The sequence below is a fragment of the Polaromonas sp. Polasp52 genome, assembly GCF_059491565.1.
On record NZ_CP168513.1, the window covers coordinates 2,558,930 to 2,583,139 of the forward strand.

The 24,210-nt window shown below is 64.3% G+C and carries 20 protein-coding genes; 16 read left to right on the forward strand and 4 right to left on the reverse strand.

The features are described 5' to 3' along the window. The first annotated feature begins 120 nt into the window (after nucleotides 1-120). The 7 genes from ACEN9P_RS12035 (at nucleotide 121) to ACEN9P_RS12065 (ending at nucleotide 8,271) form a co-directional block, all read left to right on the forward strand. Nucleotides 121-936 (forward strand): phosphonate utilization associated transcriptional regulator, encoded by an 816-nt coding sequence (locus ACEN9P_RS12035; RefSeq protein WP_495622090.1) that lies wholly within the window; start codon nucleotides 121-123, stop codon nucleotides 934-936. After that, on the forward strand, nucleotides 923-2,161 hold the full coding sequence (gene phnA / locus ACEN9P_RS12040) for a phosphonoacetate hydrolase (protein ID WP_495622091.1): 1,239 nt from the start codon (nucleotides 923-925) through the stop codon (nucleotides 2,159-2,161). Before ACEN9P_RS12035 ends, phnA begins: the two co-directional genes overlap by 14 nt. A 69-nt stretch (nucleotides 2,162-2,230) precedes the next feature. Further along, nucleotides 2,231-3,652, forward strand: a complete 1,422-nt coding sequence (phnY, locus tag ACEN9P_RS12045) for a phosphonoacetaldehyde dehydrogenase (RefSeq protein ID WP_495622171.1) — start codon at nucleotides 2,231-2,233, stop codon at nucleotides 3,650-3,652. 16 nt (nucleotides 3,653-3,668) lie between these two features. Continuing rightward, complete coding sequence (locus ACEN9P_RS12050; RefSeq protein WP_477662154.1) at nucleotides 3,669-4,238, forward strand: phosphonate degradation HD-domain oxygenase; 570 nt, start codon at nucleotides 3,669-3,671, stop codon at nucleotides 4,236-4,238. Continuing rightward, on the forward strand, nucleotides 4,228-5,085 hold the full coding sequence (locus ACEN9P_RS12055) for an EamA family transporter (RefSeq protein WP_495622092.1): 858 nt from the start codon (nucleotides 4,228-4,230) through the stop codon (nucleotides 5,083-5,085). Before ACEN9P_RS12050 ends, ACEN9P_RS12055 begins: the two co-directional genes overlap by 11 nt. A 19-nt stretch (nucleotides 5,086-5,104) precedes the next feature. After that, on the forward strand, nucleotides 5,105-5,863 hold the full coding sequence (locus ACEN9P_RS12060; protein WP_495622093.1) for an FkbM family methyltransferase: 759 nt from the start codon (nucleotides 5,105-5,107) through the stop codon (nucleotides 5,861-5,863). Continuing rightward, nucleotides 5,863-8,271: a GcvT family protein gene (locus ACEN9P_RS12065; RefSeq protein WP_495622172.1), complete on the forward strand. Its 2,409-nt coding sequence runs from the start codon at nucleotides 5,863-5,865 to the stop codon at nucleotides 8,269-8,271. Before ACEN9P_RS12060 ends, ACEN9P_RS12065 begins: the two co-directional genes overlap by 1 nt. A gap of 4 nt (nucleotides 8,272-8,275) precedes the next feature. Here ACEN9P_RS12065 and ACEN9P_RS12070 read toward each other — a convergent pair whose 3' ends face one another. The 3 genes from ACEN9P_RS12070 to ACEN9P_RS12080 all read right to left on the reverse strand — a co-directional run bounded on the left by ACEN9P_RS12070 (nucleotide 8,276) and on the right by ACEN9P_RS12080 (nucleotide 11,326). Further along, the gene (locus ACEN9P_RS12070) at nucleotides 8,276-9,682 is read right to left on the reverse strand and encodes a sensor histidine kinase (protein WP_477662171.1); all 1,407 of its coding nucleotides are present in this window, start codon (nucleotides 9,680-9,682) and stop codon (nucleotides 8,276-8,278) included. Between the two features lie 207 nt (nucleotides 9,683-9,889). Then, a complete protein-coding gene (locus tag ACEN9P_RS12075; RefSeq protein ID WP_007870259.1) occupies nucleotides 9,890-10,564 on the reverse strand; it encodes a response regulator in 675 nt (224 codons plus the stop codon). A 279-nt stretch (nucleotides 10,565-10,843) separates the two neighbouring features. Then, nucleotides 10,844-11,326 carry a MarR family winged helix-turn-helix transcriptional regulator gene (locus tag ACEN9P_RS12080; RefSeq protein ID WP_495622094.1) on the reverse strand — a complete coding sequence of 161 codons (483 nt, stop codon included), beginning with the start codon at nucleotides 11,324-11,326 and terminating at the stop codon, nucleotides 10,844-10,846. Nucleotides 11,327-11,517: 191 nt separating this feature from the next. On the opposite strand from ACEN9P_RS12080, the gene recA reads away from it, so the two are divergent. Both recA and recX read left to right on the forward strand, forming a co-directional pair. After that, nucleotides 11,518-12,651: a recombinase RecA gene (gene recA / locus ACEN9P_RS12085; protein ID WP_074579186.1), complete on the forward strand. Its 1,134-nt coding sequence runs from the start codon at nucleotides 11,518-11,520 to the stop codon at nucleotides 12,649-12,651. Between the two features lie 73 nt (nucleotides 12,652-12,724). Next, on the forward strand, nucleotides 12,725-13,213 hold the full coding sequence (gene recX / locus ACEN9P_RS12090) for a recombination regulator RecX (protein WP_477662149.1): 489 nt from the start codon (nucleotides 12,725-12,727) through the stop codon (nucleotides 13,211-13,213). Between the two features lie 2 nt (nucleotides 13,214-13,215). Here recX and argC read toward each other — a convergent pair whose 3' ends face one another. Further along, a complete protein-coding gene (gene argC / locus ACEN9P_RS12095) occupies nucleotides 13,216-14,127 on the reverse strand; it encodes an N-acetyl-gamma-glutamyl-phosphate reductase (protein ID WP_477662148.1) in 912 nt (303 codons plus the stop codon). 287 nt (nucleotides 14,128-14,414) lie between these two features. Between argC and sucC the strand changes: the two genes are divergently transcribed. From sucC to ACEN9P_RS12130, 7 genes are all read left to right on the forward strand, one after another. After that, nucleotides 14,415-15,575, forward strand: a complete 1,161-nt coding sequence (sucC, locus tag ACEN9P_RS12100) for an ADP-forming succinate--CoA ligase subunit beta (protein ID WP_007870246.1) — start codon at nucleotides 14,415-14,417, stop codon at nucleotides 15,573-15,575. A gap of 18 nt (nucleotides 15,576-15,593) precedes the next feature. Then, on the forward strand, nucleotides 15,594-16,487 hold the full coding sequence (sucD, locus tag ACEN9P_RS12105) for a succinate--CoA ligase subunit alpha (protein ID WP_007870244.1): 894 nt from the start codon (nucleotides 15,594-15,596) through the stop codon (nucleotides 16,485-16,487). Between the two features lie 127 nt (nucleotides 16,488-16,614). Continuing rightward, nucleotides 16,615-17,316, forward strand: a complete 702-nt coding sequence (locus ACEN9P_RS12110; RefSeq protein WP_477662146.1) for a TerC family protein — start codon at nucleotides 16,615-16,617, stop codon at nucleotides 17,314-17,316. A gap of 314 nt (nucleotides 17,317-17,630) precedes the next feature. Further along, nucleotides 17,631-20,378 (forward strand): CHASE2 domain-containing serine/threonine-protein kinase, encoded by a 2,748-nt coding sequence (locus ACEN9P_RS12115; RefSeq protein ID WP_495622095.1) that lies wholly within the window; start codon nucleotides 17,631-17,633, stop codon nucleotides 20,376-20,378. A gap of 13 nt (nucleotides 20,379-20,391) precedes the next feature. Then, nucleotides 20,392-21,177, forward strand: coding sequence for a Stp1/IreP family PP2C-type Ser/Thr phosphatase (locus ACEN9P_RS12120; protein WP_074578987.1), 786 nt, complete (start codon nucleotides 20,392-20,394; stop codon nucleotides 21,175-21,177). Nucleotides 21,178-21,215: 38 nt separating this feature from the next. Next, nucleotides 21,216-21,878 carry an FHA domain-containing protein gene (locus tag ACEN9P_RS12125; protein WP_477662144.1) on the forward strand — a complete coding sequence of 221 codons (663 nt, stop codon included), beginning with the start codon at nucleotides 21,216-21,218 and terminating at the stop codon, nucleotides 21,876-21,878. 62 nt (nucleotides 21,879-21,940) lie between these two features. Further along, entirely contained in the window at nucleotides 21,941-24,190 is a 2,250-nt protein-coding gene (locus ACEN9P_RS12130) for a CHASE2 domain-containing protein (protein ID WP_477662143.1), read from the forward strand. Nucleotides 24,191-24,210 lie beyond the last annotated feature (20 nt).

The following is a 24,210-nucleotide window of genomic DNA, read 5'->3' on the forward strand; positions in this document are numbered from 1 at the left end:
CCAACCTGAGTGCAGGCCCGTCAACCCAGCTCGTTTTTTATTTAACGCCGACCCTTCTATCTTGTCAATTGTTTATTGCAGATTGTTGACAATCTACATTTCTGTGCTTCAATTCAGGGCATGAACGCTGCTTTGCATCCCACCATCGCGCAACTCCAGAACAGCTCCCTCACCACAGTGGTGCAACAGGAAATCGAGCGCGCGATTCTTGCCGGCGAGTACGAGCCCGGCAGCAAATTGATAGAGGCCACGCTGGCCGAAAAAATGGGCGTCTCGCGCGGCCCGGTGCGCGAGGCCTTTCGCATGCTCGAAGAGGCCGGCCTGGTGCGCACCGAGAAAAACCGCGGCGTCTTTGTGCGCGACATCCCGATCGACGAAGCCGTCGAGATATTCGATTTGCGCGCGGCCATGGATGAACTCGTGGGCCGCCGGCTCGCGGAAAACATCACGGGGCCCCAGGTCAAGGAGCTCAAGGCCCTGGTCGACGCCATGGAAAAAGCCGTCAAGGCTGAAGACCCCCAGGCCTACCACCTGCTGAACCTGAGCTTTCACGACCGCATGGTCGAGATGGCGGGCAACCGCAAGCTGACCGAGATCTACCGCAAGCTGATCAAGGAGCTGTCGCTGTTCCGGCGCCTGAACCTCGCCGACGGCTGGCTGATGCCGATGTCGGCCAACGAGCACCGGCTGATCGTCAAGGCCATCGCCTCGGGCGACGCCGACGCGGCCGGCCGCGCGATGTTCCAGCATGTGATCGAAAGCAAGGAGCGCACGATAGAAAACGACCTGCGGCGCCAGGCCGGGCAAGCCGATGCGGTGGGAGCGGGGGCGGAGAAAGCCGCGGCCGGCAAGCCGGCTCCGGTCAAGCTCGTCTCCAGCACCACAGCCGCGCGCAAGGACAAAAACAAGGAAGGACCGTCACGTGGCAAACACTGAGCCGAATGGCGAATTGACGGTGAACGGCAGGACGTACAAGCTGCCGGCCCAGCCCACGGTGGTGGTCTGTGTGGACGGCTGCGAGCCCGATTACCTGGCGCAGGCCGTGGCCACGGGCCAGATGCCCTGGCTCAAGCGCACGCTGGCGTTGGGCTCCGGCCTGACGGGCGATTGTGTGGTGCCCAGTTTCACCAACCCGAACAACCTGTCCATCGTGACCGGCGCGCCGCCCAGCGTGCACGGCATTTGCGGCAACTACCTGTTCGACACGGCCAGCGGCACCGAGGTCATGATGAACGACCCCAAGTGGCTGCGCGCGCCCACCTTGCTGGCCGCACTGTCCGGCGCCGGCAAGTCCCTGGCGGTGGTGACGGCCAAGGACAAGCTGCGCAAGCTGCTGGGCCACCAGATGAAGGGCATCTGCTTTTCGTCAGAGAAGGCCGACCAGGTGTCGCTGGAAGAAAACGGCATTGAGGATGTGCTGGGACTGGTGGGGCTGCCGCTGCCCAGCGTCTACAGCGCCGACCTGTCGGAGTTTGTCTTCGCGGCCGGCGTGAAGATCATGCAAAAGCACAAGCCCGACGTGATGTACCTCTCGACCACCGACTATGTGCAGCACAAGCACGCGCCGGGCACCGAAGGGGCGAACGCCTTCTACCGCATGATGGACGGCTATATGCAGCAGCTCGAGGACCTGGGCTGCGTGATCGTGCTCACGGCCGACCACGGCATGAACGCCAAGGTCGCCATGGACGGCACGCCCGACGTGATTTACCTGCAGGACTGGTTCGACAACTGGCTGGGCGCCACCATCGCGCGCGTGATCCTGCCCATCACCGACCCCTATGTGGTGCACCATGGTGCCCTGGGCTCTTTTGCCACGGTCTACCTGCCGGAGGGCACCAACATCGAGGTCGCGCGCAAGCGGCTCGCGGCGCTCAAGGGCATGGAGCTGGTGCTTTCGCGCGAGCAGGCCGCCGAACGCTTTGAACTGCCGGCCGACCGGATCGGCGACATCGTGGCGGTGTCCGAGCGCTTCACCGTGATAGGCACCTCGGTGTCGCGCCATGACCTTTCGGCGCTGGAAGTGCCGCTGCGCTCGCACGGCGGCATGAGCGAGCAGCGCGTGCCGCTGATCGTGAACCGCGCGCTGCCCGGGCTGGACCGCAACCGGCGCTTCCGCAATTTTGATGCTTTTGACCTGGCGCTCAATTACGCCCAGTAAGTCCAGGCCCCACGCCATGAAAGCCGCAGAGTGATTGACCAATACATCCGCGACCACCAGCTCAATGCCATGCGCCTGTCGGGCCGCAAGGTCGGCTCGGGCCGGGGCGGCGACCGCGCCATCGCGGTGTTCAACCCCTACACCGAAAAAAAAATGGGCACCGTGCCCAAGGCCACGCTGGAGGAGGTGCGGCAGACCTTTGCCAGGGCCCATGCCTACAAGCCCCAGCTCACGCGCTACGAACGCGCGGCCATCCTGAACCGCGCGGCCGCCATCATCCAGTCGCGCTTGTCCGAGGTCGCCAACCTGATCACCGCCGAAGCGGGCCTGTGCCTGAAGGATGCGATTTATGAAGCCGGCCGCGTCAGCGACGTGCTGCTGTTCGGCGCGACCGAGGTGCTCAAGGACGACGGCCAGATCTTCAGCTGCGACCTCACGCCCCATGGCAAAAAGCGCCGGGTCTACACGCACCGTTCGCCGCTGCTGGGCGTGATCACCGCGATCACGCCTTTTAACCATCCGATGAACCAGGTGGCGCACAAGGTGGTGCCCAGCATCGCGACCAACAACCGCATGGTGCTCAAGCCGTCCGAGAAGGTGCCCTTTTCGGCCCTGCTGTTTGCCGACATCCTGTACGAGGCCGGGCTGCCGCCCGAGATGCTCAGCGTGGTGACGGGCGACCCGCGCGAGATCGCCGACGAGCTGATCACCAACCCGCTGGTCGACCTGGTGACCTTTACCGGTGGCGTGGCCATAGGCAAGTACATCGCTTCAAAAGCCGGCTACCGCCGCGTGGTGCTGGAGCTGGGCGGCAACGACCCCATCATCGTGATGGAGGATGCCGACATTGACGAAGCCTCCACCCTGGCCGTGCAGGGCTCCTACAAAAACTCGGGCCAGCGCTGCACCGCCATCAAACGGCTTCTGGTGCACGAGGCGGTGGCCGGCGAGTTTGTGGAGCAGGTGCGGGCCAAGACCCTGGCCTGGAAATACGGCGACCCCTGCGACAAGGCCAACGACATGGGAACGGTGATCGACGAGCAGGCCGCCATGCTGTTCGAGTCGCGCGTCAACGAGGCCGTGGCGCAGGGCGCGAAACTGCTGGCCGGCAACCAGCGCCGGGGCGCGCTGTATTCGCCCACGCTGCTGGACCATGTGTTGCCGCAGATGACGGTGGCGCGCGAGGAAACCTTCGGGCCGGTTTCGCCGGTCATACGTTTCAAGAGCATCGACGAAGCCATCGAGATTTCCAACGGCACGGCCTACGGCCTGTCAAGTGCGGTGTGCACCAACCGCCTGGACTACATCAACCGTTTTGTGAGCGAGCTGCATGTCGGGACGGTCAATGTGCGCGAAGTGCCGGGCTACCGCCTGGAGCTCACGCCCTTCGGTGGCATCAAGGATTCGGGCCTGGGGTATAAGGAAGGTGTGCAGGAAGCGATCAAGAGCTTTACCAACCTCAAGACCTATTCCCTCCCCTGGAATGCCTGACCTCTGAGGAACTCATATGCTGAGCTTTGACGACATCGAACGACTCTTCGAAGAGCGCGGCGGCGAACAGTACAGCGGTGAGCCCGTGACGCAGCTGCAGCACGCGCTGCAGACCGCCGCGTTGGCTGAGGCCGAAGGCGCGAACGACGCGCTGGTCACCGCTGCCCTGCTGCACGACCTGGGCCATTTGCTGCATGACCTGGGCGAGACACCTTCGCTGCGTGGCGTGGACGATGTGCACCAATACCGCGCGCTGCCCTTTTTGCGCGGCCTGTTTCCCGACGCGGTGCTGGATGCCATCAAGCTGCATGTGGACGCCAAGCGCTATCTGTGCGCGGCCCGGCGCGGCTACCACTCCAGCCTCTCGGCGGATTCCAAGCGCAGCCTGCTGCTGCAGGGCGGCATCTTTACGGCCGAGGAAGCCGCGCGTTTCATGGCCCAGCCCGGCGCGGAAGACGCGGTAAAACTGCGCCTCTGGGACGACCTCGCGAAGGACGCGAACAAGGCCACGCCGCCGCTGGCGCACTACCTGGCGCGGGCCCGGCGCTGCGCCCTTCCCGCCGCAGAGCCCTCGCTTGCCGCCTGAAGTCCTGGCCCTGACCTGGCCGGTGCTATGCGCCGTGCTGTTCGGCGCGCTGCTGCACGCGGGTTGGAACGCGCTGGTCAAGTCCAGCGCGGACAAGTCCATGGACATGGCGGTCATCCATTTGATCGGCTCGGTGCTGGCCTTGCCGCTGGTGCTGCTGGCGGGCCTGCCGCGCATGGAAGCCTGGCCCTTCATAGGCGCCTCGGTGCTGATCCACATCGGTTATTACATCGCCACCACCCAGGCCTACAAGCATGGCGACCTGGGCCTGACCTATCCCTTGATGCGCGGCGTAGCGCCGCTGCTGGTGGCGCTGTCGGCCACCTTCACGCTGGGCGAGACCTTGACGCCGCTGGCCTGGGCCGGCATCCTGGGCATATGCTGCGGCGTGCTGGTGCTGGGCTTGAGCCGCCACGCGTTGCATGCGCGCAAGGCCGTCGGCTTCGCGCTGGCCAATGCGGTCATCATCGCGATCTACACCGTGGTCGATGGCTTGGGTGTTCGGGTTTCGGGCAATGCGCTGCAATATGTCGCCACCTTGTTCCTGCTCGACGGCTGGCCCTTCGGCCTCCTGATGATGGCGCGCCGCGGGCGGGCCATGGCCGATTACGCGCGCCACCGCTGGCCCGTGGCCACCGGCGGCGCGCTGGCTTCGCTGGGCTCTTACGGCATAGCGCTGTGGGCCATGACGCGCGCACCGGTTGCGACGGTGGCGGCGCTGCGTGAAACTTCGGTGCTGTTCGCCGTCTTGCTCGGCGCGATGTTCCTGAAAGAAGCCTTCACCGCGCGGCGCGCTATCGGCACGGCCGCCATCGTCGCGGGCGTGATGGCGCTGCGCATGGGGTGACCCTCTCTATACTGACACTATGCCTTTCGTCTCATACACACGCAACTTCGAGGACGTGATGCTCAATCGCGTATTCGACTCGGTCCCGCAGGGCTTTTATGTGGATGTGGGCGCCTACCACCCGGCCGTCGACAGCAACACCTACGCAATGTATCTGCGCGGCTGGCGCGGCGTGGCGATCGAACCGGCGCCTGCCATGGCGAGCCTGTGGGCCGAATTGCGTCCCGACGACGTCCTGGTACAGGCCGCGGCCGGCGCGGGAAGCGGCCACACAACGTTTTTCACCTTCGGTGACATTCAGCAGTATTCGACGACGACACCCCAGACCGCCGACCAGCATCGTTCCAAGGGCGCGCCGGTCAAGACAACGGTGGTCCCTCTGGTTTCCTTGAACGACGTGCTCGCCAGGCACCGCCCCAACGGCGACATTCACTGCATGAGCATCGACGTGGAGGGCGGCGAGCGGGCCGTGCTGGAGGGGCTGGACCTGCGGCGGTACCGGCCCTGGGTCATCATGCTCGAGAGCGTCGAACCTGGACGGCCTGTGCCCAATCATATGGGCTGGGAACCCTTGCTGCTCGCCTGTGACTATGAGTTCGTCTATTTCGATGAGGTGAACCGGTTCTATGTTGCCAAGGAGCAATTGCATCTGAAGCGATTCTTTGCGTGCGGCCCCTGCGTCTGGGACGACTTCATCCACATCGACCTGGTCACGGCGCGCAGCGAGCTGGCGCAGGCGCGCGCCGAGCTGGAGCAACTGAGGCTGCGCGCACCTTGATGCTCCCTTCGCACGCACAGGTCGTGATTGTCGGCGGCGGCATCGCCGGCTGTTCGGTGGCCTACCACCTGGCCAAAATGGGCAAGACCGACGTGCTGCTGCTGGAGCAAGGCAAGCTCACCAGCGGTACCACCTGGCATGCGGCCGGCCTGGTCGGCCAGATGCGGCCGAATCGCAATATGACCCAGATGAGCAAGTACGGCATAGAGCTGTATGCGTCGCTGGAGGCCGAGACGGGCCTGGCCACGGGCTGGAAACAATGCGGCAGCGTCAATGTGGCGCGCACGCCCGAGCGCATGAAGGTGCTCAGGAAGCAGGTGGCCATGGCCAACAGCTTTGGTGTGGAGTGCCATGAGATATCGCCCCAGGAAGCCGGCGACAGATACCCCATCATGCGCACCGACGACTTGCAGGGCGCGATCTGGCTGCCCGGTGACGGCAAGGCCAACCCGGCCGACCTGTGCATGTCGCTGGCCAAGGGCGCGCGCAACCGCGGCGTGAAGATGCTGGAAGGCATCGAAGTGACGGGTGTCATCACCGAGAACGGCAAGGCGGTGGGCGTGCGCACCGCGCAGGGCGAGGTGCGCTGCGAGGTCCTCGTCAACTGCGCCGGCCAGTGGGCGCGCCAGTTCGGCCGGCTCGCGGGTGTGAACGTGCCCTTGTATTCGGCCGAGCATTTTTACATCGTCACCGGCAAAATTCCCGGGGTGCACCCCATGCTGCCGGTGATGCGCGACCCGGACGGCTACATCTACTACAAGGAAGAAGTCGGCGGCCTGGTGATGGGCGGCTTCGAACCCCAAGCCAAGCCCTGGAAGATGGACCCGATTCCTTCGACCTTCCAGTTCGAGCTGCTGGACGAGGACTGGGACCAGTTCGAGCCTCTGATGACCGCCGCGCTGCACCGCACACCCTGCCTGGAGACGGCCGAGGTCAAGATGCTGCTCAACGGCCCCGAAAGTTTCACGCCCGACGGTAACTTCATCCTGGGCGAAGCGCCCGAGCTGCGCAATTATTTTGTCTGCGCCGGCTTCAACTCGGCCGGCATCGCCAACAGCGGCGGCGCGGGCCGGCTCATGGCCGAATGGATTGTGGGCGGCGAGCCCGGCACCGATTTGTGGGACGTGGACATACGTCGCTTCGGCAGCTTTACCGGCAATCGCAAGGCATTGGCCGAGCGCACCGGCGAAACCCTGGGCCTGCATTACGCCATGCGCTGGCCGAGGCAGGAGCTGGAAACGGCAAGGCCGCTGCGCACCTCGCCGCTGTACGACATCCTGGCCGCCAAGGGCGCGGAGTTCGGCAGCAAGAATGGCTGGGAGCGGGCGAGCTATTTCCGGCCTCAAGGCCTGCCCAGGCCCGAACACACCCTGGGCAAACCCGGCTGGTTGCCCTGGATGATTGAAGAGCAGAAGGCCACGCGCGAAGCCGTGGCCCTTTACGACCAGACGTCCTTCTCCAAATACCTGCTGCAGGGCCGTGACGCGCTGGCCGTGTTGCAGCGCCTGTGTGCCAACGAGATGGACATGCCCGTGGGCAAGATGGTTTACACCGCCATGCTCAACGAGCGCGGCGGTTTTGAAAGCGACCTGACCGTGATGCGGCAAGCCGCGGACCGCTTTATGGTCATCACCGGCTCGGCGCAGACCGTGCGCGACTTCGACTGGATCACGCGGCACATAGCCGACACCGAACACGCGGTGTTGACCGATGTGTCGGCCCTGTATTCGGTGCTGTCGCTCATGGGGCCGAAAGCGCGCGAGCTGCTGGCGCGGGTCAGCCCCGACGAGCTGTCGCCCGAGGCCTTGAAGTTCTCGTGGACGAAAGAGATAGACCTGGGCTTTGCGCGTGTGCGCGCGGCGCGCATGAGTTATGTGGGCGGGCCGGGTTTTGAGCTGTACGTGCCGGTTGAAATGGCGCGCCATGTCTACCTCGCCCTGATGGAGGCCGGCAAGCCACTGGGCATTCGCGACGCGGGTTATTACGCGCTGGATGCCTTGCGCATTGAGCAGGGCCGGCGCGCCTGGGGGGCGGAGCTGGGCCCGGACGAATCGCCGTGGGAGGCCGGGTTGGCCTTCAGCGTCAAACTGGACAAGCCGGCCGACTTCGTCGGCAGGGCCGCGCTGCTCAATTCACAGGGCTTGGCGCTGCGCAAGAAGCTGGTGACGCTGGTGTTCGATACGCCGGACGCCTTTGCCTGGGGCGGCGAAGCCATCGTGCTGGGCGGGCAATCGGTGGGAGAGATCTCCTCGGTCGGCTGGAGCCCGCTGGCCGGCGCCTGCGTGGCGCTGGGCTATGTACGCGGCGCCGGCGCCAACCAGTCGCATGACGGAACGCCGGCGCAGATTGAGCTGTGGGGCGAGCGTGTGGGCGTGAAGCTTTACGACCGCTGGCCCGCAAAGCCCTGAGCGCCTATACACCCTCGGGCAGATCCATGCCGACAAAACGCACGGTGACACGCGTGCCCGGGGTTTGTGGATGGCCCGGCAGGGCGGCATCCTCGATCGAAATCGTCGCGCCGTGCTGCTTGGCGATCTCCAGGACGATTGCCAGGCCCAGGCCCGAGCCGTCCACATTGGTGCCCAGCGCGCGGTAAAAAGGCTGGAACACCAGCTCGCGTTCCGACTCCAGGATGCCGGGCCCCGAGTCTTCCACCAGCAGCACCAGCACGCCGCTGAAACGGTCCGTCATCAGCCGCAGCGTGACCTGGCCTTTTTCGGGCGTGTAGTTGATGGCGTTGTCCAGCAGGTTGCGCACCAGCTCCTTGAGCAGGGTCGCATTGCCTTCGAGCTGCGTGGCCTGTTCGCCGGCATCGGGCCCGTCGTAGCCCAGGTCTATCTGCTTTTCGAGCGCGCGCGGCACCGAGTCGGCCATGACTTCCGAGACGATGTGCACCAGGTCGATGTGCTGCTTGGCCAGGCTGCGGCCCGTGGTCTCGGCGCGCGCCAGGGCCAGCAGCTGGTTGACGGTGTGGGTGGCGCGGATGCTGGCGCGGCCTATGTGCTTGAGCGACTTCTTGAGTTCGTCGGCATCGGTCTCGCGCTGCGCCAGGTCGGCCTGCATGCGCAGGCCTGCCAGCGGCGTCTTGAGCTGGTGGGCCGCATCGGCCAGGAAGCGTTTTTGCGTGGTCAGCGAGACCTTGAGCCGGCTCAGCAGGTCGTTGATGGAGGACACCAGCGGCGCGACTTCCTCGGGCACCGCGGTCTCGTCCAGCGGGCTCATGTCGTCGGACTTGCGCGCGCGTATGCGCTTTTCAAGCTGGGCCAGCGGCTTGATGCCGCGCACCAGCGCCAGCCACACCAGCAGCACGGCCAGCGGCAGCGTGACGAATTGCGGCACCATGGTGCCCTTGACGATTTCGGTGGCCAGCGTCTTGCGTTTTTCCAGCGTCTCGGCCACCTGCACCAGCACCAGTACCGGCTGCGAGCCGGCGGGCGTGGCCTTCACGTCCACCTTGAGCCAGGTGTAGGCCACGCGCACGTCCTCGCCCTGGATCACGTCCTCGCGCAGCCGCACCTCGCCGTTGGTGGGCTTGTCTTCGTCGGGCGGCGCGGGCAGGTCGTGCTCGCCGCTCAGGTGCTCGCCCTGCGTGCCCACCACCTGGTAGTAAACGAGGTCGGTGTCGTCGGCACGCAGGATTTCGCGCGCAGGCGCCGTGAGGGTGAACTGCACCTGGTTGTTCTTGACCACCACCAGCTTGGCCAGCGCCTGCACGTTGTATTCGAGCGCGCGGTCAAAAGGCTTGCCCGCGATGTTCTGCGCCACCAGCCAGGTCAGCGCCAGGCTGATGGGCCACAGCAGCAGCAGCGGCGTGAGCATCCAGTCGAGGATCTCGCCGAAGAGGCTGCGGCGTTCGCGCTGGAAGAGTCTAAGAGCCACAGATCAACAAACGTGGGAAGCGTTTGTCCGCTGGGCGTTTTCTTCACGCCAGCAGGGGCCGCGGAACCGGCTTTGCCGGGCCGTAGGCGCAGCGGCCCCCTCGGGGGGCAGGAAGCTACACGAAGTGAGCGACCGTGGGGGCATCGTTCACCCTGGTATTTTTTCGAGGCAGTAACCGAGGCCGCGCACGGTCGCGATCCGCACCGGGCCTTTTTCAATCTTTTTGCGCAGGCGGTGGATGTAGACCTCGATCGCGTTGTTGCTGACCTCCTCGCCCCATTCGCAGAGGCGCTCCACCAGCTGGTCCTTGCTGACCAGCCGGCCGGCGCGCTGCAGCAGCACTTCAAGCAAACCGAGTTCGCGCGCCGACAGCTCCAGCATCTGGCCGTCTATGGTGGCGACGCGGCCGGCCTGGTCGTAGACCAGCGGGCCGTGCTTGATGGTGCTGCTGGCGCCGCCCATGCCGCGGCGTATCAGCGCGCGTACGCGGGCTTCGAGTTCCTGCAGCGAAAACGGTTTGGCCATGTAGTCGTCGGCGCCGTAGTCCAGGCCTTTGACGCGCTCTTCCACGCTGTCGGCGGCCGTCAGGATCAGCACCGGCATGGCCGAGCCGCGCGCGCGCAGGCGCTTGAGCACCTCCAGGCCGTGCATGCGCGGCAGGCCCAGGTCCAGGATCAGCAAATCGAATTCGGTGTTGGTGAGCAGCGCGGCGTCGGCCTCGGTGCCGCTGGCCACGTGGTCGGCCGCCGCGCCGGAGGCGCGCAGCGTGCGCAGCAGGCCATCGGCCAGTACCTGGTCGTCTTCGGCAATCAGAATACGCATGGTTGTCTCCAGTCTCCATTTGCCGGCCTGTTGCGGCCTGCGGGTGGGTTTGTGTTCTTCGGCAAATTCTAGGCTCGAATAGGGCCCCCACGGTCGCTCACTTCGTGTGGCTCCCGAGGCCTTGCAGGCCGCGGCTTGCGAGACGCTTCGCCTCTGTCGCCCGTCCAAGCCTGCGCAGGCAGGCTTGGAGCCGCGGGCTCCAGCCCCTCGGGGGCCGCTGCGCCTGCGGCCCGGCAAAGCCGGTTCCGCGGCCCCTGCTGGAATGGGGAGTTGAGATCTTCAAGCTCCCGCATAAGCCTCCAGCCCCAGCGCCACCACGGTGGCCACATCATGCCCCACGGCCTGGCGGAATTCCTCCTCGGCCTGGCGCACCGCCTGGTGGAAGGCTTCCAGCCAGAGCAGGCCTGACTCGGTGAACACCACCCGGCGGGCGCGTTTGTCGTGCGGGTCGGGCTGGCGTATGACCAGGCCCCAGGCCTCGCACTGGTCGACCAGGTCGCCCATGGCCTGCTTGCTCATGCCGGCGCTCTGCGCCAGGTCGGTCAGGCGCGAACCGGCCACGGCCAGGTGGCGCGTGATGTGGATGTGGGCGGCGCCGACCTGGTCGCGCGCCGCCAGGTTGGACAGCGCCAGCGGCACCTCCACGCTGCTGGCCATCAGCGAGAGCACGCGCTCGTCGAAGCGGCGCAGCGCATGGCCCATGAGCCGCCCCAGGTGGGTCTGCCGCCAGCCGGCCTCGGTCGCACCAAAGGGGCTGGGCATGGGGGCTGGGAGTGTCGTTTCTGCCATAAAAGCATGGTAAGCCATTTGATCAGGCAAACTGACTAAAAATAGGGTTTACTTATTTTTATAGCGCCCATAAAGTACTGGTCATGCATCCAGCGCTGTGAATAAAAGCAGAGGCTGGAATCCAGGCAACAAGTTTTACATCATTGATTTTCAAGGAGTTTTTCATGGAACTGACCAACAAGCTGAACCCCGCCCAGAACCCCGTGCAAAGCGCCGCCCTGAACACCGAAAAGGCCAAAGCCTTGCAAGCCGCGCTGGCCCAGATCGAAAAGCAGTTCGGCAAGGGCACCATCATGAAGCTGGGCGACGGCGAAGTGATTGAGGACATCCAGGTCGTTTCCACCGGCTCCCTGGGCCTGGACATCGCCCTGGGCGTGGGCGGCCTGCCGCGCGGCCGGGTGGTCGAAATCTACGGCCCGGAATCGTCCGGCAAGACCACGCTGACCCTGCAGGTCATCGCCGAAATGCAAAAACTGGGCGGCACCTGCGCTTTTGTGGACGCCGAGCACGCGCTGGACATCCAGTACGCGCAAAAGCTGGGCGTGAACCTGCAGGACCTGCTGATTTCCCAGCCCGACACCGGCGAGCAGGCGCTTGAAATCGTCGACTCCCTGACCCGCTCCGGCGCGGTGGACCTGATCATCGTCGACTCGGTGGCGGCGCTCACGCCCAAGGCCGAGCTCGAAGGCGAAATGGGCGACTCGCTGCCCGGCCTGCAGGCCCGTTTGATGAGCCAGGCGCTGCGCAAGCTCACCGCCACCATCAAGAAGGCCAATTGCACGGTCATCTTCATCAACCAGATCCGCATGAAGATTGGCGTGATGTTCGGCTCGCCCGAAACCACCACGGGCGGCAATGCGCTGAAGTTCTACGCCTCGGTACGCCTGGACATCCGCCGCATCGGCTCGATCAAGAAGGGCGAAGAGGTGATCGGCAACGAGACCCGCGTCAAGGTGGTCAAGAACAAGGTGGCTTCGCCCTTCAAGACGGCGGAGTTCGACATTCTTTACGGCGAGGGCATCAGCCGCCTGGGCGAGGTACTGGACCTGGGGGTGGCCGGCCACATCGTTGAGAAAGCCGGTGCCTGGTACGCCTTCAACGGCGAAAAAATCGGCCAGGGCCGCGACAACTCGCGTGAATTCCTCAAGGAAAACCCCGAACTCGCGATCGAGATCGAAAACAAGGTGCGTGAATCGCTGGGCATCCCGCTGGTGCAGGTTGCCGGCAGTGTCGATGCCCCGGCCGAGAAGCCGGCCAAGGCTGAGAAAGCTGAAAAACCCGCCAAGGCCGCAGCCTGATAGCTGGCAGCCAGCCTGGGAGCGCGGAGCAGCCGTCAAAAGGCAGTGCTTGCGCGGCCCAGGCGCGTTGACCATGGACAAGCCCTCAGATCGCAAACCCCCGAAACCCGCCACCCGTGCGGGTTTTGGCCTTTCGCTCAAGGGCCGCGCCCTGCGCTACCTGGCCGGGCGCGAGCATTCACGGGCTGAGCTGGAACGCAAACTCGCGCCCCATGAGGAAACGCCGGGCCAGCTGGCCCAGGTGCTGGACGATTTGCAGGCCAAGGATTTCATCAGTGAAGCGCGTGTGGTCGAATCGGTGATCAACCGGCGCGCCGGCCGTTTTGGCGCGGCGCGCATCAAGCATGAATTGCTGGGCAAAGGCCTCAGCGCGGAGCGCGTGGCCGGCGCCATGGACAGCCTCAAGGGCAGCGAGCTGGAACGCGCCCGCGAGATCTGGCGCAAAAAATTCGAGGGGCCGGCGCCCGACGCGGCCGGCCGCGCCAAACAAATGCGCTTTCTGGCGGCCCGGGGCTTTGGCGGCGAGGTGATACGCCGCGTGGTGCAGGCAGATGAGGATTGAGCTTACAACCCGAGCATCAGCTTGAGGTTCTGCACAGCGGCGCCTGAAGCGCCCTTGCCCAGGTTGTCCAGCCGCGCCACCAGCACGGCCTGGCGGTGCTCTTCATTGGCGAACACGCGCAGTTCCATCTTGTTGGTGTCGTTGAGCGCCAGCGCATCGAGTTTGTTCGATTCGGGCGCGGCTTCCACGGTCACCCATTCGCTGCCGGCGTAATGTTTGGCCAGCATGTCCTGCAACTGCACGCCGGTCGGCTTGCCGGGCAGCAGGTCCAGGTGCAGCGGCAGCTGCACCAGCATGCCCTGCTTGAAATTGCCGACGGAAGGAATGAACACAGGGCGGCGTGACAGGCCGGTGTATTTCATGATCTCGGGCAGGTGTTTGTGCTTCAGGCCCAGGCCGTAGAGCTCAAACGCGGGCGCGGTGCCGGCCTCGTAGTCTTCAATCATTTGCCGCCCGCCGCCGGAGTAACCGCTCACGGCGGGAAGGCTCAGGGGGAAATCGGCCGGTATCGCACCGGCGTCGACCAGCGGGCGGATCAGCGCGATCGCACCGGTGGCATAGCAGCCGGGGTTGCCGACGCGCTCGGCGGCCGCCACGGCGGCGCGCTGCGTCTGCGTCAGTTCGGGAAAGCCATAGACCCAGCCGGGCACGGTGCGGTGCGCGGTGGAGGCATCAATGACCTTGGGTTTTTTGCCGGGCAGTGAATCAATCATGGCCACCGATTCGCGCGCCGCGTCGTCGTGCAGGCACAGGATCACCATGTCCACCTGCGCCATCAACGCACGCTTGGCTGCCGCATCCTTGCGCAGTTCGGGCGCGATGCTGACCAGCTCGATCTGCGGCATGGCTTGCAGCCGCTCGCGGATTTGCAGGCCCGTGGTGCCGGCTTCTCCGTCAATAAAAACTTTGGGCATGGATGAGGACTTCCAGGTACTGACAACAGAACGAAATGCGCCAACAAGGCAAACCCAGGAGGTGTGCTGGCAGGCCAAAAACAGCTTAAAAATGCCCAATTCGGGGCTATTTTGGGGTGTAAGCCGGGCACAAGAATTGTGCGTCGCACCATGATACAGTTCTGCGTTGCTGCCTGCAGTGACCGCCGACGTGGTTTTTTGGGCCGGTGTGGCCTGTTTCCGACACCCCACAGCCCTGTCCAAATCCCAGTTGCACCCCCTCTTTTACTGAATTCTGAAGGTTTTTCATGAAAATTCACGAGTACCAGGGCAAGGAAATCTTGCGCAATTTTGGTGTGCCTGTGCCGCGCGGCATTCCGGCGTTCACGGTGCAGGAAGCGGTGGAAGCCGCCCAGAAGCTAGGCGGCCCGGTATGGGTGGTCAAGGCGCAAATCCACGCGGGCGGCCGCGGCAAGGGCGGCGGCGTGAAGGTCGCCAAGACCATTGAGGACGTCAAGCGCATCGCCGGCGAAATTCTGGGCATGCAGCTCAAGACGCACCAGACCGGCCCCGAAGGACAGAAAGTCCGCCGCCTCTATATTGAAGACGGCGCCGACATCCAGAAAGAATATTACGTCTCGGCCGTGACCGACCGCGAATCGCAAAAGGTGGCCTTTATCGCCTCCAGCGAAGGCGGCATGGACATCGAAGAGGTGGCCCACTCCCACCCCGAAAAGATCATCAAGGTGTTTGTCGATCCGCTGGTCGGCATGACGGACGCCCAGGCCAAGGAAATCGCGAGCGGCATCGGCATGCCCGCCGACTCCGTGCCGCAGACCGTCGACATCCTGCAAAAGCTCTACAAGTGCTACATGGACACCGACGCCTCGCTGGTTGAAATCAACCCGCTGAACCGCAACAGCAAGGGCGAAGTCATGGCGCTGGACGCGAAGTTCAACTTCGACGCCAACGCGCTGTTCCGCCACCCCGAAATCGTCGCCTACCGCGACCTGGACGAGGAAGACCCGGCCGAAGTCGAAGCCAGCAAGTTCGACCTGGCCTACATCAGCCTGGACGGCAACATCGGCTGCCTGGTCAACGGCGCGGGCCTGGCCATGGCGACCATGGACACCATCAAGCTGTTCGGCGGCGAGCCGGCCAACTTCCTGGACGTGGGCGGCGGCGCGACGGCTGAAAAAGTCACCGAAGCCTTCAAGATCATGCTGAAGAACCCCGATGTCAAAGGCATCCTGGTCAACATCTTCGGCGGCATCATGAAGTGCGACACCATCGCCGACGGCGTCATCACCGCCTGCAAGGCCGTGAACCTCTCCGTGCCGCTGGTCGTGCGCATGAAGGGCACCAACGAAGACCTGGGCAAGAAGATGCTGGCCGACTCCGGTCTGCCCATCATTGCCGCAGACACCATGGCCGAAGCCGCGACCAAAATCGTGGCCGCCGTCAAGTAAGCCCAGGAGAACACAAGCATGTCGATCTACATCAACAAACACACCAAAGTCATCACCCAGGGCATCACCGGCAAGACCGGCCAGTTCCACACCCGCATGTGCCGCGACTACGCGAACGGCAAAGAGGCCTTTGTGGCCGGTGTGAACCCCAAGAAAGCCGGCGAAGACTTCGAAGGCATCCCGATTTTCGCCAACGTGACCGAGGCCGCCAAGGCCACCGGCGCCACGGTGTCCGTCATCTACGTGCCGCCCGCGGGCGCGGCAGCCGCGATCTGGGAAGCCGTGGAGGCCAACCTGGACCTGGCGATCTGCATCACCGAAGGCATTCCGGTCAAGGACATGCTGGAAGTGCGCAACCGCATGAAGGCCAAGGAAGCCGCCGGCGGCAAGAAAACCCTGCTGCTGGGCCCCAACTGCCCCGGCCTGATCACGCCCGACGAAATCAAGATCGGCATCATGCCCGGCCACATCCACCGCAAGGGCCGCATCGGCGTGGTCAGCCGCTCCGGCACGCTGACCTATGAAGCCGTGGCGCAACTGACCGAAATCGGCCTGGGCCAGTCCAGCGCCGTCGGCATCGGCGGCGACCCGATCAACGGCCTCAAGCACATCGACGTGATGAAGGCCTTCAATGACGACCCGGACACCGACGCCGTCATCATGATCGGCGAAATCGGCGGCCCCGATGAAGCCGAAGCCGCCCAATGGTGCAAGGCCAACATGAAAAAACCTATCGTCGGCTTTATCGCCGGCGTGACGGCCCCGGCCGGCAAGCGCATGGGCCATGCGGGTGCGCTGATCTCCGGCGGCGCCGATACGGCCGACGCCAAGCTGGCCATCATGGAAGCCTGCGGCTTCACGGTGACGCGCAATCCTTCGGAAATGGGCAAGCTGCTCAAGGGCCTGCTGTAAGGCTGTAAGGCCGGGGCGGCGGTCGTAAGCATTACTACGAACGCCGCCTGCGCCCATACGGGCTAAACTCGCAAAAACAAAAAAAGCGCTGCACAGCGCTTTTTTTCATTCATAACAGGAGATAGCCATGATTTTCGGACTGGACCTCGCGTCCCCGCTTTTCTGGAGCGCTTTTGGCTCCATCATCCTCGCCAACATCGTGCTGTCGGGCGACAACGCCGTGGTGATCGCCATGGCGGCGCGCACGCTCAAGCCCGAGCAGCGCGGCAAAGCCATCTTCTGGGGCAGCGCCGCGGCCATCGTCATGCGTATCGTGCTGACCATTGTGGCCATCCAGCTGCTGACCCTGCCCTACCTGAAGCTCATAGGCGCCATCCTGCTGGTCTATATCGGCGTGGACTTGCTCAAGGGCGAGGAAGACGAAGACGGTGAAGGCCATGAAATCAACGGGATGATGGCCGCCATCCGCACCATCCTGATCGCCGACCTGGTCATGAGCCTGGACAACGTGCTGGCCGTGGCCGCCGCCGCCAAGGGCAACCTGCCGCTGCTGGTCCTGGGCCTGCTGGTGAGCATCCCGCTGATCATTTTCGGCGCCACCTTGCTGACCAAGGTCATGGAACGTTTCCCCATCATCATCACCATAGGCGCCGCCCTGCTCGGCTTCCTGGCCGGCGAAATGCTGCTGACCGACCCGGCCGTGGCCGGCTATTTCGGCGCCGTCAGCGAGCAAACCGTGACCTTTGGCGGGATTCTGGGCGCTGTGCTGGTCGTGGCGCTAGGCACTTATCTCACCAAACGGCAGCAGAAAAAAGCCCCTTCCGCCTGAAATCCACCCGCCCGTCCCGCAGCCGCGGGGCGAAAGGCCTGCACTTGCCTCAAGCCCGCATACCGCGGGCTTTTGCACATCCGCTGAAATACCACTTATTTGCAACAGTCGGCACGGCTGCCGTGCAAAAGTCCCTTGTCCAGCCGCACCCCGTCTGTTAATGTCCCTTATCAGGAGACTTGTAACCTGCCGAAACAAAGGGCGGCGGGCGTTGCTTGGTGCGCCAAAACGACGGCGTCGCCGGGCGGCCGGTAATACAAAGCAATTAAAAATCGTCTAGCTTATGCACAGCGAAACAGGACAAGGGACGGGTAGTGGCCAAATCATCTAGAAAGCTGAGTCAGTTCTGGCGGGCCGACTGGTTTGTCGGGGTCCTGGTGGTGCTGGCCGTCCTTTTTCTGCACGGCCTGACCGATTTTTTCGGCACGCTGGAGCGCCGCTATTACGACTTCGCGAGCACCAGCACCTCGCGCCAGCCTTCCGACCGCATCGCGATCATCGCCATCGACGACCAGAGCATTGCCAACATCGGGCGCTGGCCCTGGCCGCGCGACGTGCATGCGCAGCTGATCGACCAGCTTTCGGCCGCCAAGGCCAAAACCATCGCGCACACGGCCTTTTTCTTTGAGCCGCAGACGGACCGCGGGCTGGTGTTCATCCGCAAGATGAAGGAAGCGCTCGGCCCGGCCGCCGATCCGGCGACGGCGGCCCAGGGTGGGCTGCCCGAGCAGCTCGGCAAGGTCATCGCCGAGGCCGAAGTCGCCCTGGATACCGACGCCAAGCTCGCGGCCAGCATGGGCAAGGCCGGCAACGTCCTGGTGCCCTCGGTTTTCCAGCTGGGTGTGCCGCAGGGCCGCCCCGACAACCCGCTGCCGGCCTATGCCCTGAAGAGCGCGGTCGATGAAACCAACAACTTCTCGCTGCCGGCCATACGCGGGCAGCAGCCCATCGAGCAGATAGGCGCGGCGGCCGCCGGCATCGCCCACCTCAACCAGCTGCCCGACGTGGACGGCGCCGTGCGCCAGGAGCCGCTGCTGATCAATTACTACGGCAAGGCCGTACCCTCCATGAGCCTGCTGGTGGCGGCCAAGAGCCTGAACCTCGGGCCGGCGGACATCAAGCTCAATGTGGGCGAGTCGGTGCAGATCGGCAAGCTGATGGTCAAGACCGACGAATCGGCGCTGATGCTGCCGCAGTTCTACAAAGGCAGGGACGGCCGGCCCGCTTTCGCGGTGGACTCGTTCTACGACGTGATTTCCGGCAAGATCCCGGTCGCCAAGTACGCGGACAAGATCGTGATCATCGGTGCCACCGCCGCGGGCGTGGGCACCCAGTTCCCGACCCCGGCCGGCCCCGGGCTGTCGCCGGCGGAAACCATCGCGCACATCACCTCCAGCATCCTGAGCGAGCATTTCATCGTGCAGCCGGGCTGGGGCGTGTGGGCCACGCTGGGGGTGCTGCTGCTGGTGGCCGGCTACCTGATCGCGGGCCTGCCCAGGCTGTCGGCGGGCAAGGCGGCCATCGTCACCTTGCTGCTTTTCGTGGTGCTGCTGGTGGTCGAGTTCAGCCTGCTGTCGGCGGCCGCGACCTGGCTCAAATTTGTCTTCCCCGCCGCGCTGCTGGTCATAGGCCACCTGGCGCTGACCACCAAGCGCTTCCTCATGACCGAGGCGGGCAAGCTCAAGTCCGACGAAGAGTCGGCCGAAACCAACCGCATGATGGGCCTGGCGCTGCAAGGCCAGGGCCAGCTGGACATGGCCTTTGACCGCTTCCGCCGCGTGCCCTTCACCGACGCGCTGATGGACAACATGAACAACCTCGCGCTGGACTTCGAGCGCAAGCGTCAGTTCAACAAGGCCCAGGCCGTGTATGAGTACATGGCCACCTACAACAAGAACCACAAAGACCTGCAGTCCAAGCTCAACCGCGCCAAAAACCTGTCGGAGACGGTCATCCTGGGCGGCGGCGGCTCCCACCCCGGCGGCACCATGCTGCTGGACGGCGGCGCCGTCGAAAAACCCATGCTGGGCCGTTACCAGGTGGAAAAAGAGCTGGGCAAGGGCGCCATGGGCGTGGTCTACCTCGGCAAGGACCCCAAGATAGGCCGTGTCGTGGCCATCAAGACCATGGCGCTGAGCCAGGAGTTCGAGGGCGAGGAACTCGACGACGCGCGCGAGCGCTTCTTCCGCGAGGCCGAGACGGCCGGGCGCCTGCAGCACCAGAACATCGTGACGATTTTTGATGCGGGCGAAGAGCACGACCTGGCCTACATCGCGATGGAATTCCTCAAGGGCAAGGACCTGGCCGACGTCACCAAGGACGGCAGCCTGCTGCCGGTGCCCAAGGTCCTGTCGATCGTGGCGCGGGTGGCCGAAGCCCTGGCCTACGCGCACAAACAGAATGTGGTGCACCGGGACATCAAGCCGGCCAACATCATGTATGAGATCGACAGCGATACGGTGAAGGTGACCGACTTCGGCATCGCCCGCATCACCGACTCCAGCAAGACCAAGACCGGCCTGGTGCTGGGCACGCCCAGCTTCATGTCGCCCGAGCAGATCGCCGGCAAGAAGGTCGACGGGCGCTCGGACCTGTATTCGCTGGGGGTGATGCTGTTCCAGATGCTGGCCGGCGTGCTGCCTTTCCGGGGCGATTCCATGGCCGAGCTGATGTACAAGATCGCCAACGAAGAGGCACCGGACATCCGCATCATCCGCAAGGAGCTGCCCGCCCGGCTGGCCGAGGTGGTCGCGCTGTCGCTGGCCAAAAAGCCCGAGCTTCGCTACCAGGACGGCGACCGTTTCGCCGCCGACCTGCGCGAAATCATCGCGTCCCTGGACGGCGGCGCACCCCTGTCCGCCCCCGCTCCTTCGCCCCATGCCGCCCCGCCGGCCGCGCCCGCGGCCACATTCGACGCCACGGTGGTGCAATCCGCCCCCGCCGCGCAGGCGGCCGAGCCCAGGGCCTATGATGCCACCCAGGCCTTGAATGCCGGCGGCGCCCAGACCTTCGAAAAAACCGTTGTCTCCAGGCCGCCCGCCGCCGACAAAGATTCCCAGTGACAACACGAACAAGATGATCTACGAGATTTGTACACATACCGACCCAGGGCTGACGCGGGACAACAACGAGGATGCGGTGGCGTTTGACCCGGCGACGCGGCTTTGCATCCTGGCGGACGGCATGGGCGGCTACAACGCCGGCGAGATCGCCAGCGGCATGGCCGTGGCCTTCATCAAGTCGGAAATGGGACGCTGGCTGTCCCAGGCCGGCCGGCATGCGAATGCCAAGGAAGTGCGCCGGGCAATGGAAATCTGCGTGGAAAACGCCAATCATTCGATTTTCAACGCGGCCAACTCCAACCCCCAGTACACGGGCATGGGCACCACGCTGGTCGTGGGCGTCTTCCAGGACGGGCGCCTGATGCTGGGCCATATCGGCGATTCGCGCTGCTACCGCCTGCGCGGCCAGGAACTCCAGCAGATCACCAAGGACCATTCGCTGCTCCAGGAGCAGATCGACGCCGGGCTGATCACGCCCGAGCAGGCGCTGACCTCCCTGAACAAGAACCTGGTGACGCGCGCCCTGGGCGTGGAAGACACCGTGCTGGTGGAGGTCAACGAGCACCGCGTGGAGCCGGGCGATCTTTACCTGATGTGTTCCGACGGCCTGTCGGACATGGTGGTGGACCCGGGTATTGCCGCCATCCTGACGGGCGCCGGGACGCTGGAGCAGAAGTCAAAGCAGCTGATTGCGGCGGCGAACGAGGCCGGCGGACGCGATAATATTTCCGTCTTGCTGGCTTATGCGAAAGAAGACTCGGCCAAGCGCGGCCTTTTGTCGAGAATGCTGGGAAAATAAGCGGTGACTGAAAATTTAAAAACAGACAGGAGTCGGCCATGCCGAAAATGATCGTCTCTATTGACGGCGTTGTGATCAAGGAAGTCCAGTTGACGAAAGACAGGACGTCCCTGGGCCGCAGGCCCTACAACGATATCGTCATTGACAACCTCGCTGTCAGCGGGGAGCACGCCGTCCTGCAGATGTCCGGTAACGAGGTGTACCTTGAAGACCTCAACAGCACCAACGGCACCTATGTCAACGGCAAGGCCGTGAAAAAACTGTTGCTGCAAAACAGCGACACGGTGGAAATCGGCAAGTACAAGATCAAGTACGTGAACGAGGCCCAGCCTGCCGGTTTCGAAAAAACCATGATCATCAAGGCCGGTTCCGCGGGTCTGGTCGCGCCTCCTGCCGGTGCGCCGGCGGCGGCGCCCGCCGCCGCCGACGTGGGCGGCAACATCAGCGCGGCCATCAAGGTCATGTCGGGGGCCGCTGCCGGCCGCGAAGTGGCGCTGGTCAAGGTGGTGACCACCATCGGCAAGCCGGGCGTCGCGGTGGCCGCGATCACCAAACGGCCCCAGGGCTTTGTCGTAGCCCACGTGGAAGGCGCCGGGAAACCGACCCTCAACGGTGCGCCTATCGGGGCCGAGCCTGTCATCCTGAAAAACGGCGACATGCTTGAGCTGGCCGGAACGCAGATGCAGTTCGTCCAACATTGACCCGGGTGCCCGCCCGGGCTTCGCCGTAACGCGGACCGTCAGCACCCAACACCCGAGGTCTCATGAGACTCCTCTCCCGGCACTGGCCCCGCATCGCTGTCACGCTGATCCCGCTTGTGTTTGCCCTGCTGCATGCCGGCGGTGTCATGCGCCTCGGGGTGTTGCAGCGGCTGGACGACATCTTCTACGACGCGCGGCTTCGGGCAACCATGCCGCGCACGCTCGATGAACGCATCGTCATCGTCGACATCGACGAAAAAAGCCTGGCCGAGGTCGGCCGCTGGCCCTGGGGGCGCAACAAGCTCGCGGAACTGGTCGAGGAACTGCAGGACCGCCAGAAGACGGCCCTGCTGGGCTTTGACGTGGTGTTCGCCGAGGCCGACGACAGTTCGGGCCTGAAGCGGCTCAAGCAGCTGGCGCAGGCCGAGCTCAAGGACCAGCCCGGTTTCGCGGAAAAACTCAACCAGCTGCAGGCCGGGCTGGACTACGACGCGGTGTTCGCCAAGGCGATCGAAAAGCGGCCCGTCGTGATGGGCTATTACTTCACCAGCGACCGCGATGGGCGCGTCAACGGCGTCCTGCCGGCGCCCGTCATGGGCCGCGATGCGCTGGCCGGCCGCCCCATCAAGTTCACCAGCTGGAACGGCTACGGCGCCAACATCGAGCAACTGGCCAAAGCCGCGCCGCTGGGCGGCTTTTTCAATTCCATCACCGAGGGCGACGGCGTGGTGCGCTCCATCCCCCTGCTGGCGGAATACAAGGGGCAATACTACGAATCGCTGGCGCTGGCCATGTTCCGCATGCTGGCGGGCCTGCCCCGGGTCGAGCCCGGTTTTCCGCCGGAAAAATTTCTCACGCGCAATTACCAGGGGTTGGAAAGCATATTGCTCAAGCAGGGCAGCAAGACCCTGGCGATTCCGGTCGATGACCGGGTCGCCACCTTGGTGCCGTTCCGGGGCCATGGCGGCGCCAACGGTGGCTCCTTCCGTTACATCTCGGCGGCCGACGTGCTGGGCAAGCGCCTGGCGCCCGGCGCGCTCAAGGACAAAATCGTCCTGATAGGCACCACGGCACCCGGCCTGCTTGATTTGCGGGTGACGCCGGTCGGGGAGACCTACCCCGGCGTGGAAACCCATGCCAACGTGATCTCGGGTTTCCTGGACGGCAAGGTGTTCGTCAAGCCCGATTACGCCGTCGGCTTTGAGGTCGTCATCCTGCTGCTGTCGGGCCTGACGCTGGCTTTCGCGCTGCCCATGCTCTCGGCTTCCCGCGCGGTTCTGGTCAGCCTGGCCGTGATCGCCGCCATCGGCGGGCTGAATTTCTGGCTGTATGCGGGTTACGGCCTGGTGCTGCCGCTGGCCAGCGCGCTGGTCATGGCACTGACGGCCTTCGCGCTCAACATGAGCTACGGCTATTTCGTGGAAAGCCGCTCCAAGCGCGAGCTGGCCAACCTGTTCGGCACCTATGTACCGCCCGAGCTGGTCGACGAGATGGTGAAAGACCCCGACAGTTACAACATGAAGGCGACCACCAAGGAGCTGACCGTCATGTTCTGCGACATGCGCGGCTTCACCAAGATGTCGGAAACCATGGAGCCGACCCAGCTGCAGGCGCTGCTCAACAGCGTCTTCAGCCGCCTGACGGACCTGATACGCGGCAACCGCGGCACCATCGACAAATACATGGGCGACTGCGTCATGGCGTTCTGGGGCGCCCCTGTTGACACGCCCGACCATGCCGCGCTGGCCGTGAAAACCGCGCTCGAGATGTCAAACGCCGTGCGCAGGATCAATGAAGAGCACAGGACCAAGGGTTTACCCGAGATCGGCATCGGCATAGGCCTGAACACCGGCACCATGTGCGTGGGCGATATGGGATCGGACATCCGCCGCAGCTACACCGTGATCGGCGACGCCGTGAACCTGGGCTCGCGCCTGGAGGGCTTGTCCAAAACCTATGGTGTCGATATCGTGGTCAGCGAGTCCACCCGCAAACTGGCTGGGGACTTTGCATGGCAGGAGCTGGACAAAGTCCGCGTGAAGGGCAAAGATCAGGCTGTGGCCATTTTTTGGCCATTGGCGCCGGCGGACCGGATCGACAAGGACAATGCCGACGAATTGAAGACCTGGGGCCTGGCTTTGAAGGCCTATCGGGCCCAGGATTGGGACCAATGTGACGTGCAGTTACTAAATTTGCAGCGGGCAAATGGCAAAAAGTTCCTTTACCGGCTGTACGCGGAGCGTGTAGCCTCGATGAGGCTGTTGCCGTTTGATCCGGAGTGGGATGGCGCAACCAATTTTGAGACCAAATAATACAAAGACCAACTCAGGGC

Excerpts from the sequence above, each read along its gene's own strand:
- argC (WP_477662148.1), bottom strand. The coding sequence starts at position 14,127 with ATGCCCAAAGTTTTTATTGACGGAGAAGCCGGCACCACGGGCCTGCAA.
- ACEN9P_RS12050 (WP_477662154.1), top strand. The coding sequence starts at position 3,669 with ATGCTGAGCTTTGACGACATCGAACGACTCTTCGAAGAGCGCGGCGGC.
- ACEN9P_RS12125 (WP_477662144.1), top strand. The coding sequence starts at position 21,216 with ATGCCGAAAATGATCGTCTCTATTGACGGCGTTGTGATCAAGGAAGTC.
- ACEN9P_RS12110 (WP_477662146.1), top strand. The coding sequence starts at position 16,615 with ATGATTTTCGGACTGGACCTCGCGTCCCCGCTTTTCTGGAGCGCTTTT.
- recA (WP_074579186.1), top strand. The coding sequence starts at position 11,518 with ATGGAACTGACCAACAAGCTGAACCCCGCCCAGAACCCCGTGCAAAGC.
- ACEN9P_RS12130 (WP_477662143.1), top strand. The coding sequence starts at position 21,941 with ATGAGACTCCTCTCCCGGCACTGGCCCCGCATCGCTGTCACGCTGATC.
- phnY (WP_495622171.1), top strand. The coding sequence starts at position 2,231 with ATGCGCCTGTCGGGCCGCAAGGTCGGCTCGGGCCGGGGCGGCGACCGC.
- sucC (WP_007870246.1), top strand. The coding sequence starts at position 14,415 with ATGAAAATTCACGAGTACCAGGGCAAGGAAATCTTGCGCAATTTTGGT.
- ACEN9P_RS12120 (WP_074578987.1), top strand. The coding sequence starts at position 20,392 with ATGATCTACGAGATTTGTACACATACCGACCCAGGGCTGACGCGGGAC.
- ACEN9P_RS12075 (WP_007870259.1), bottom strand. The coding sequence starts at position 10,564 with ATGCGTATTCTGATTGCCGAAGACGACCAGGTACTGGCCGATGGCCTG.
- ACEN9P_RS12060 (WP_495622093.1), top strand. The coding sequence starts at position 5,105 with ATGCCTTTCGTCTCATACACACGCAACTTCGAGGACGTGATGCTCAAT.
- ACEN9P_RS12035 (WP_495622090.1), top strand. The coding sequence starts at position 121 with ATGAACGCTGCTTTGCATCCCACCATCGCGCAACTCCAGAACAGCTCC.
- ACEN9P_RS12070 (WP_477662171.1), bottom strand. The coding sequence starts at position 9,682 with ATGCTCACGCCGCTGCTGCTGCTGTGGCCCATCAGCCTGGCGCTGACC.
- recX (WP_477662149.1), top strand. The coding sequence starts at position 12,725 with ATGGACAAGCCCTCAGATCGCAAACCCCCGAAACCCGCCACCCGTGCG.
- sucD (WP_007870244.1), top strand. The coding sequence starts at position 15,594 with ATGTCGATCTACATCAACAAACACACCAAAGTCATCACCCAGGGCATC.
- ACEN9P_RS12080 (WP_495622094.1), bottom strand. The coding sequence starts at position 11,326 with ATGCCCAGCCCCTTTGGTGCGACCGAGGCCGGCTGGCGGCAGACCCAC.
- ACEN9P_RS12065 (WP_495622172.1), top strand. The coding sequence starts at position 5,863 with ATGCTCCCTTCGCACGCACAGGTCGTGATTGTCGGCGGCGGCATCGCC.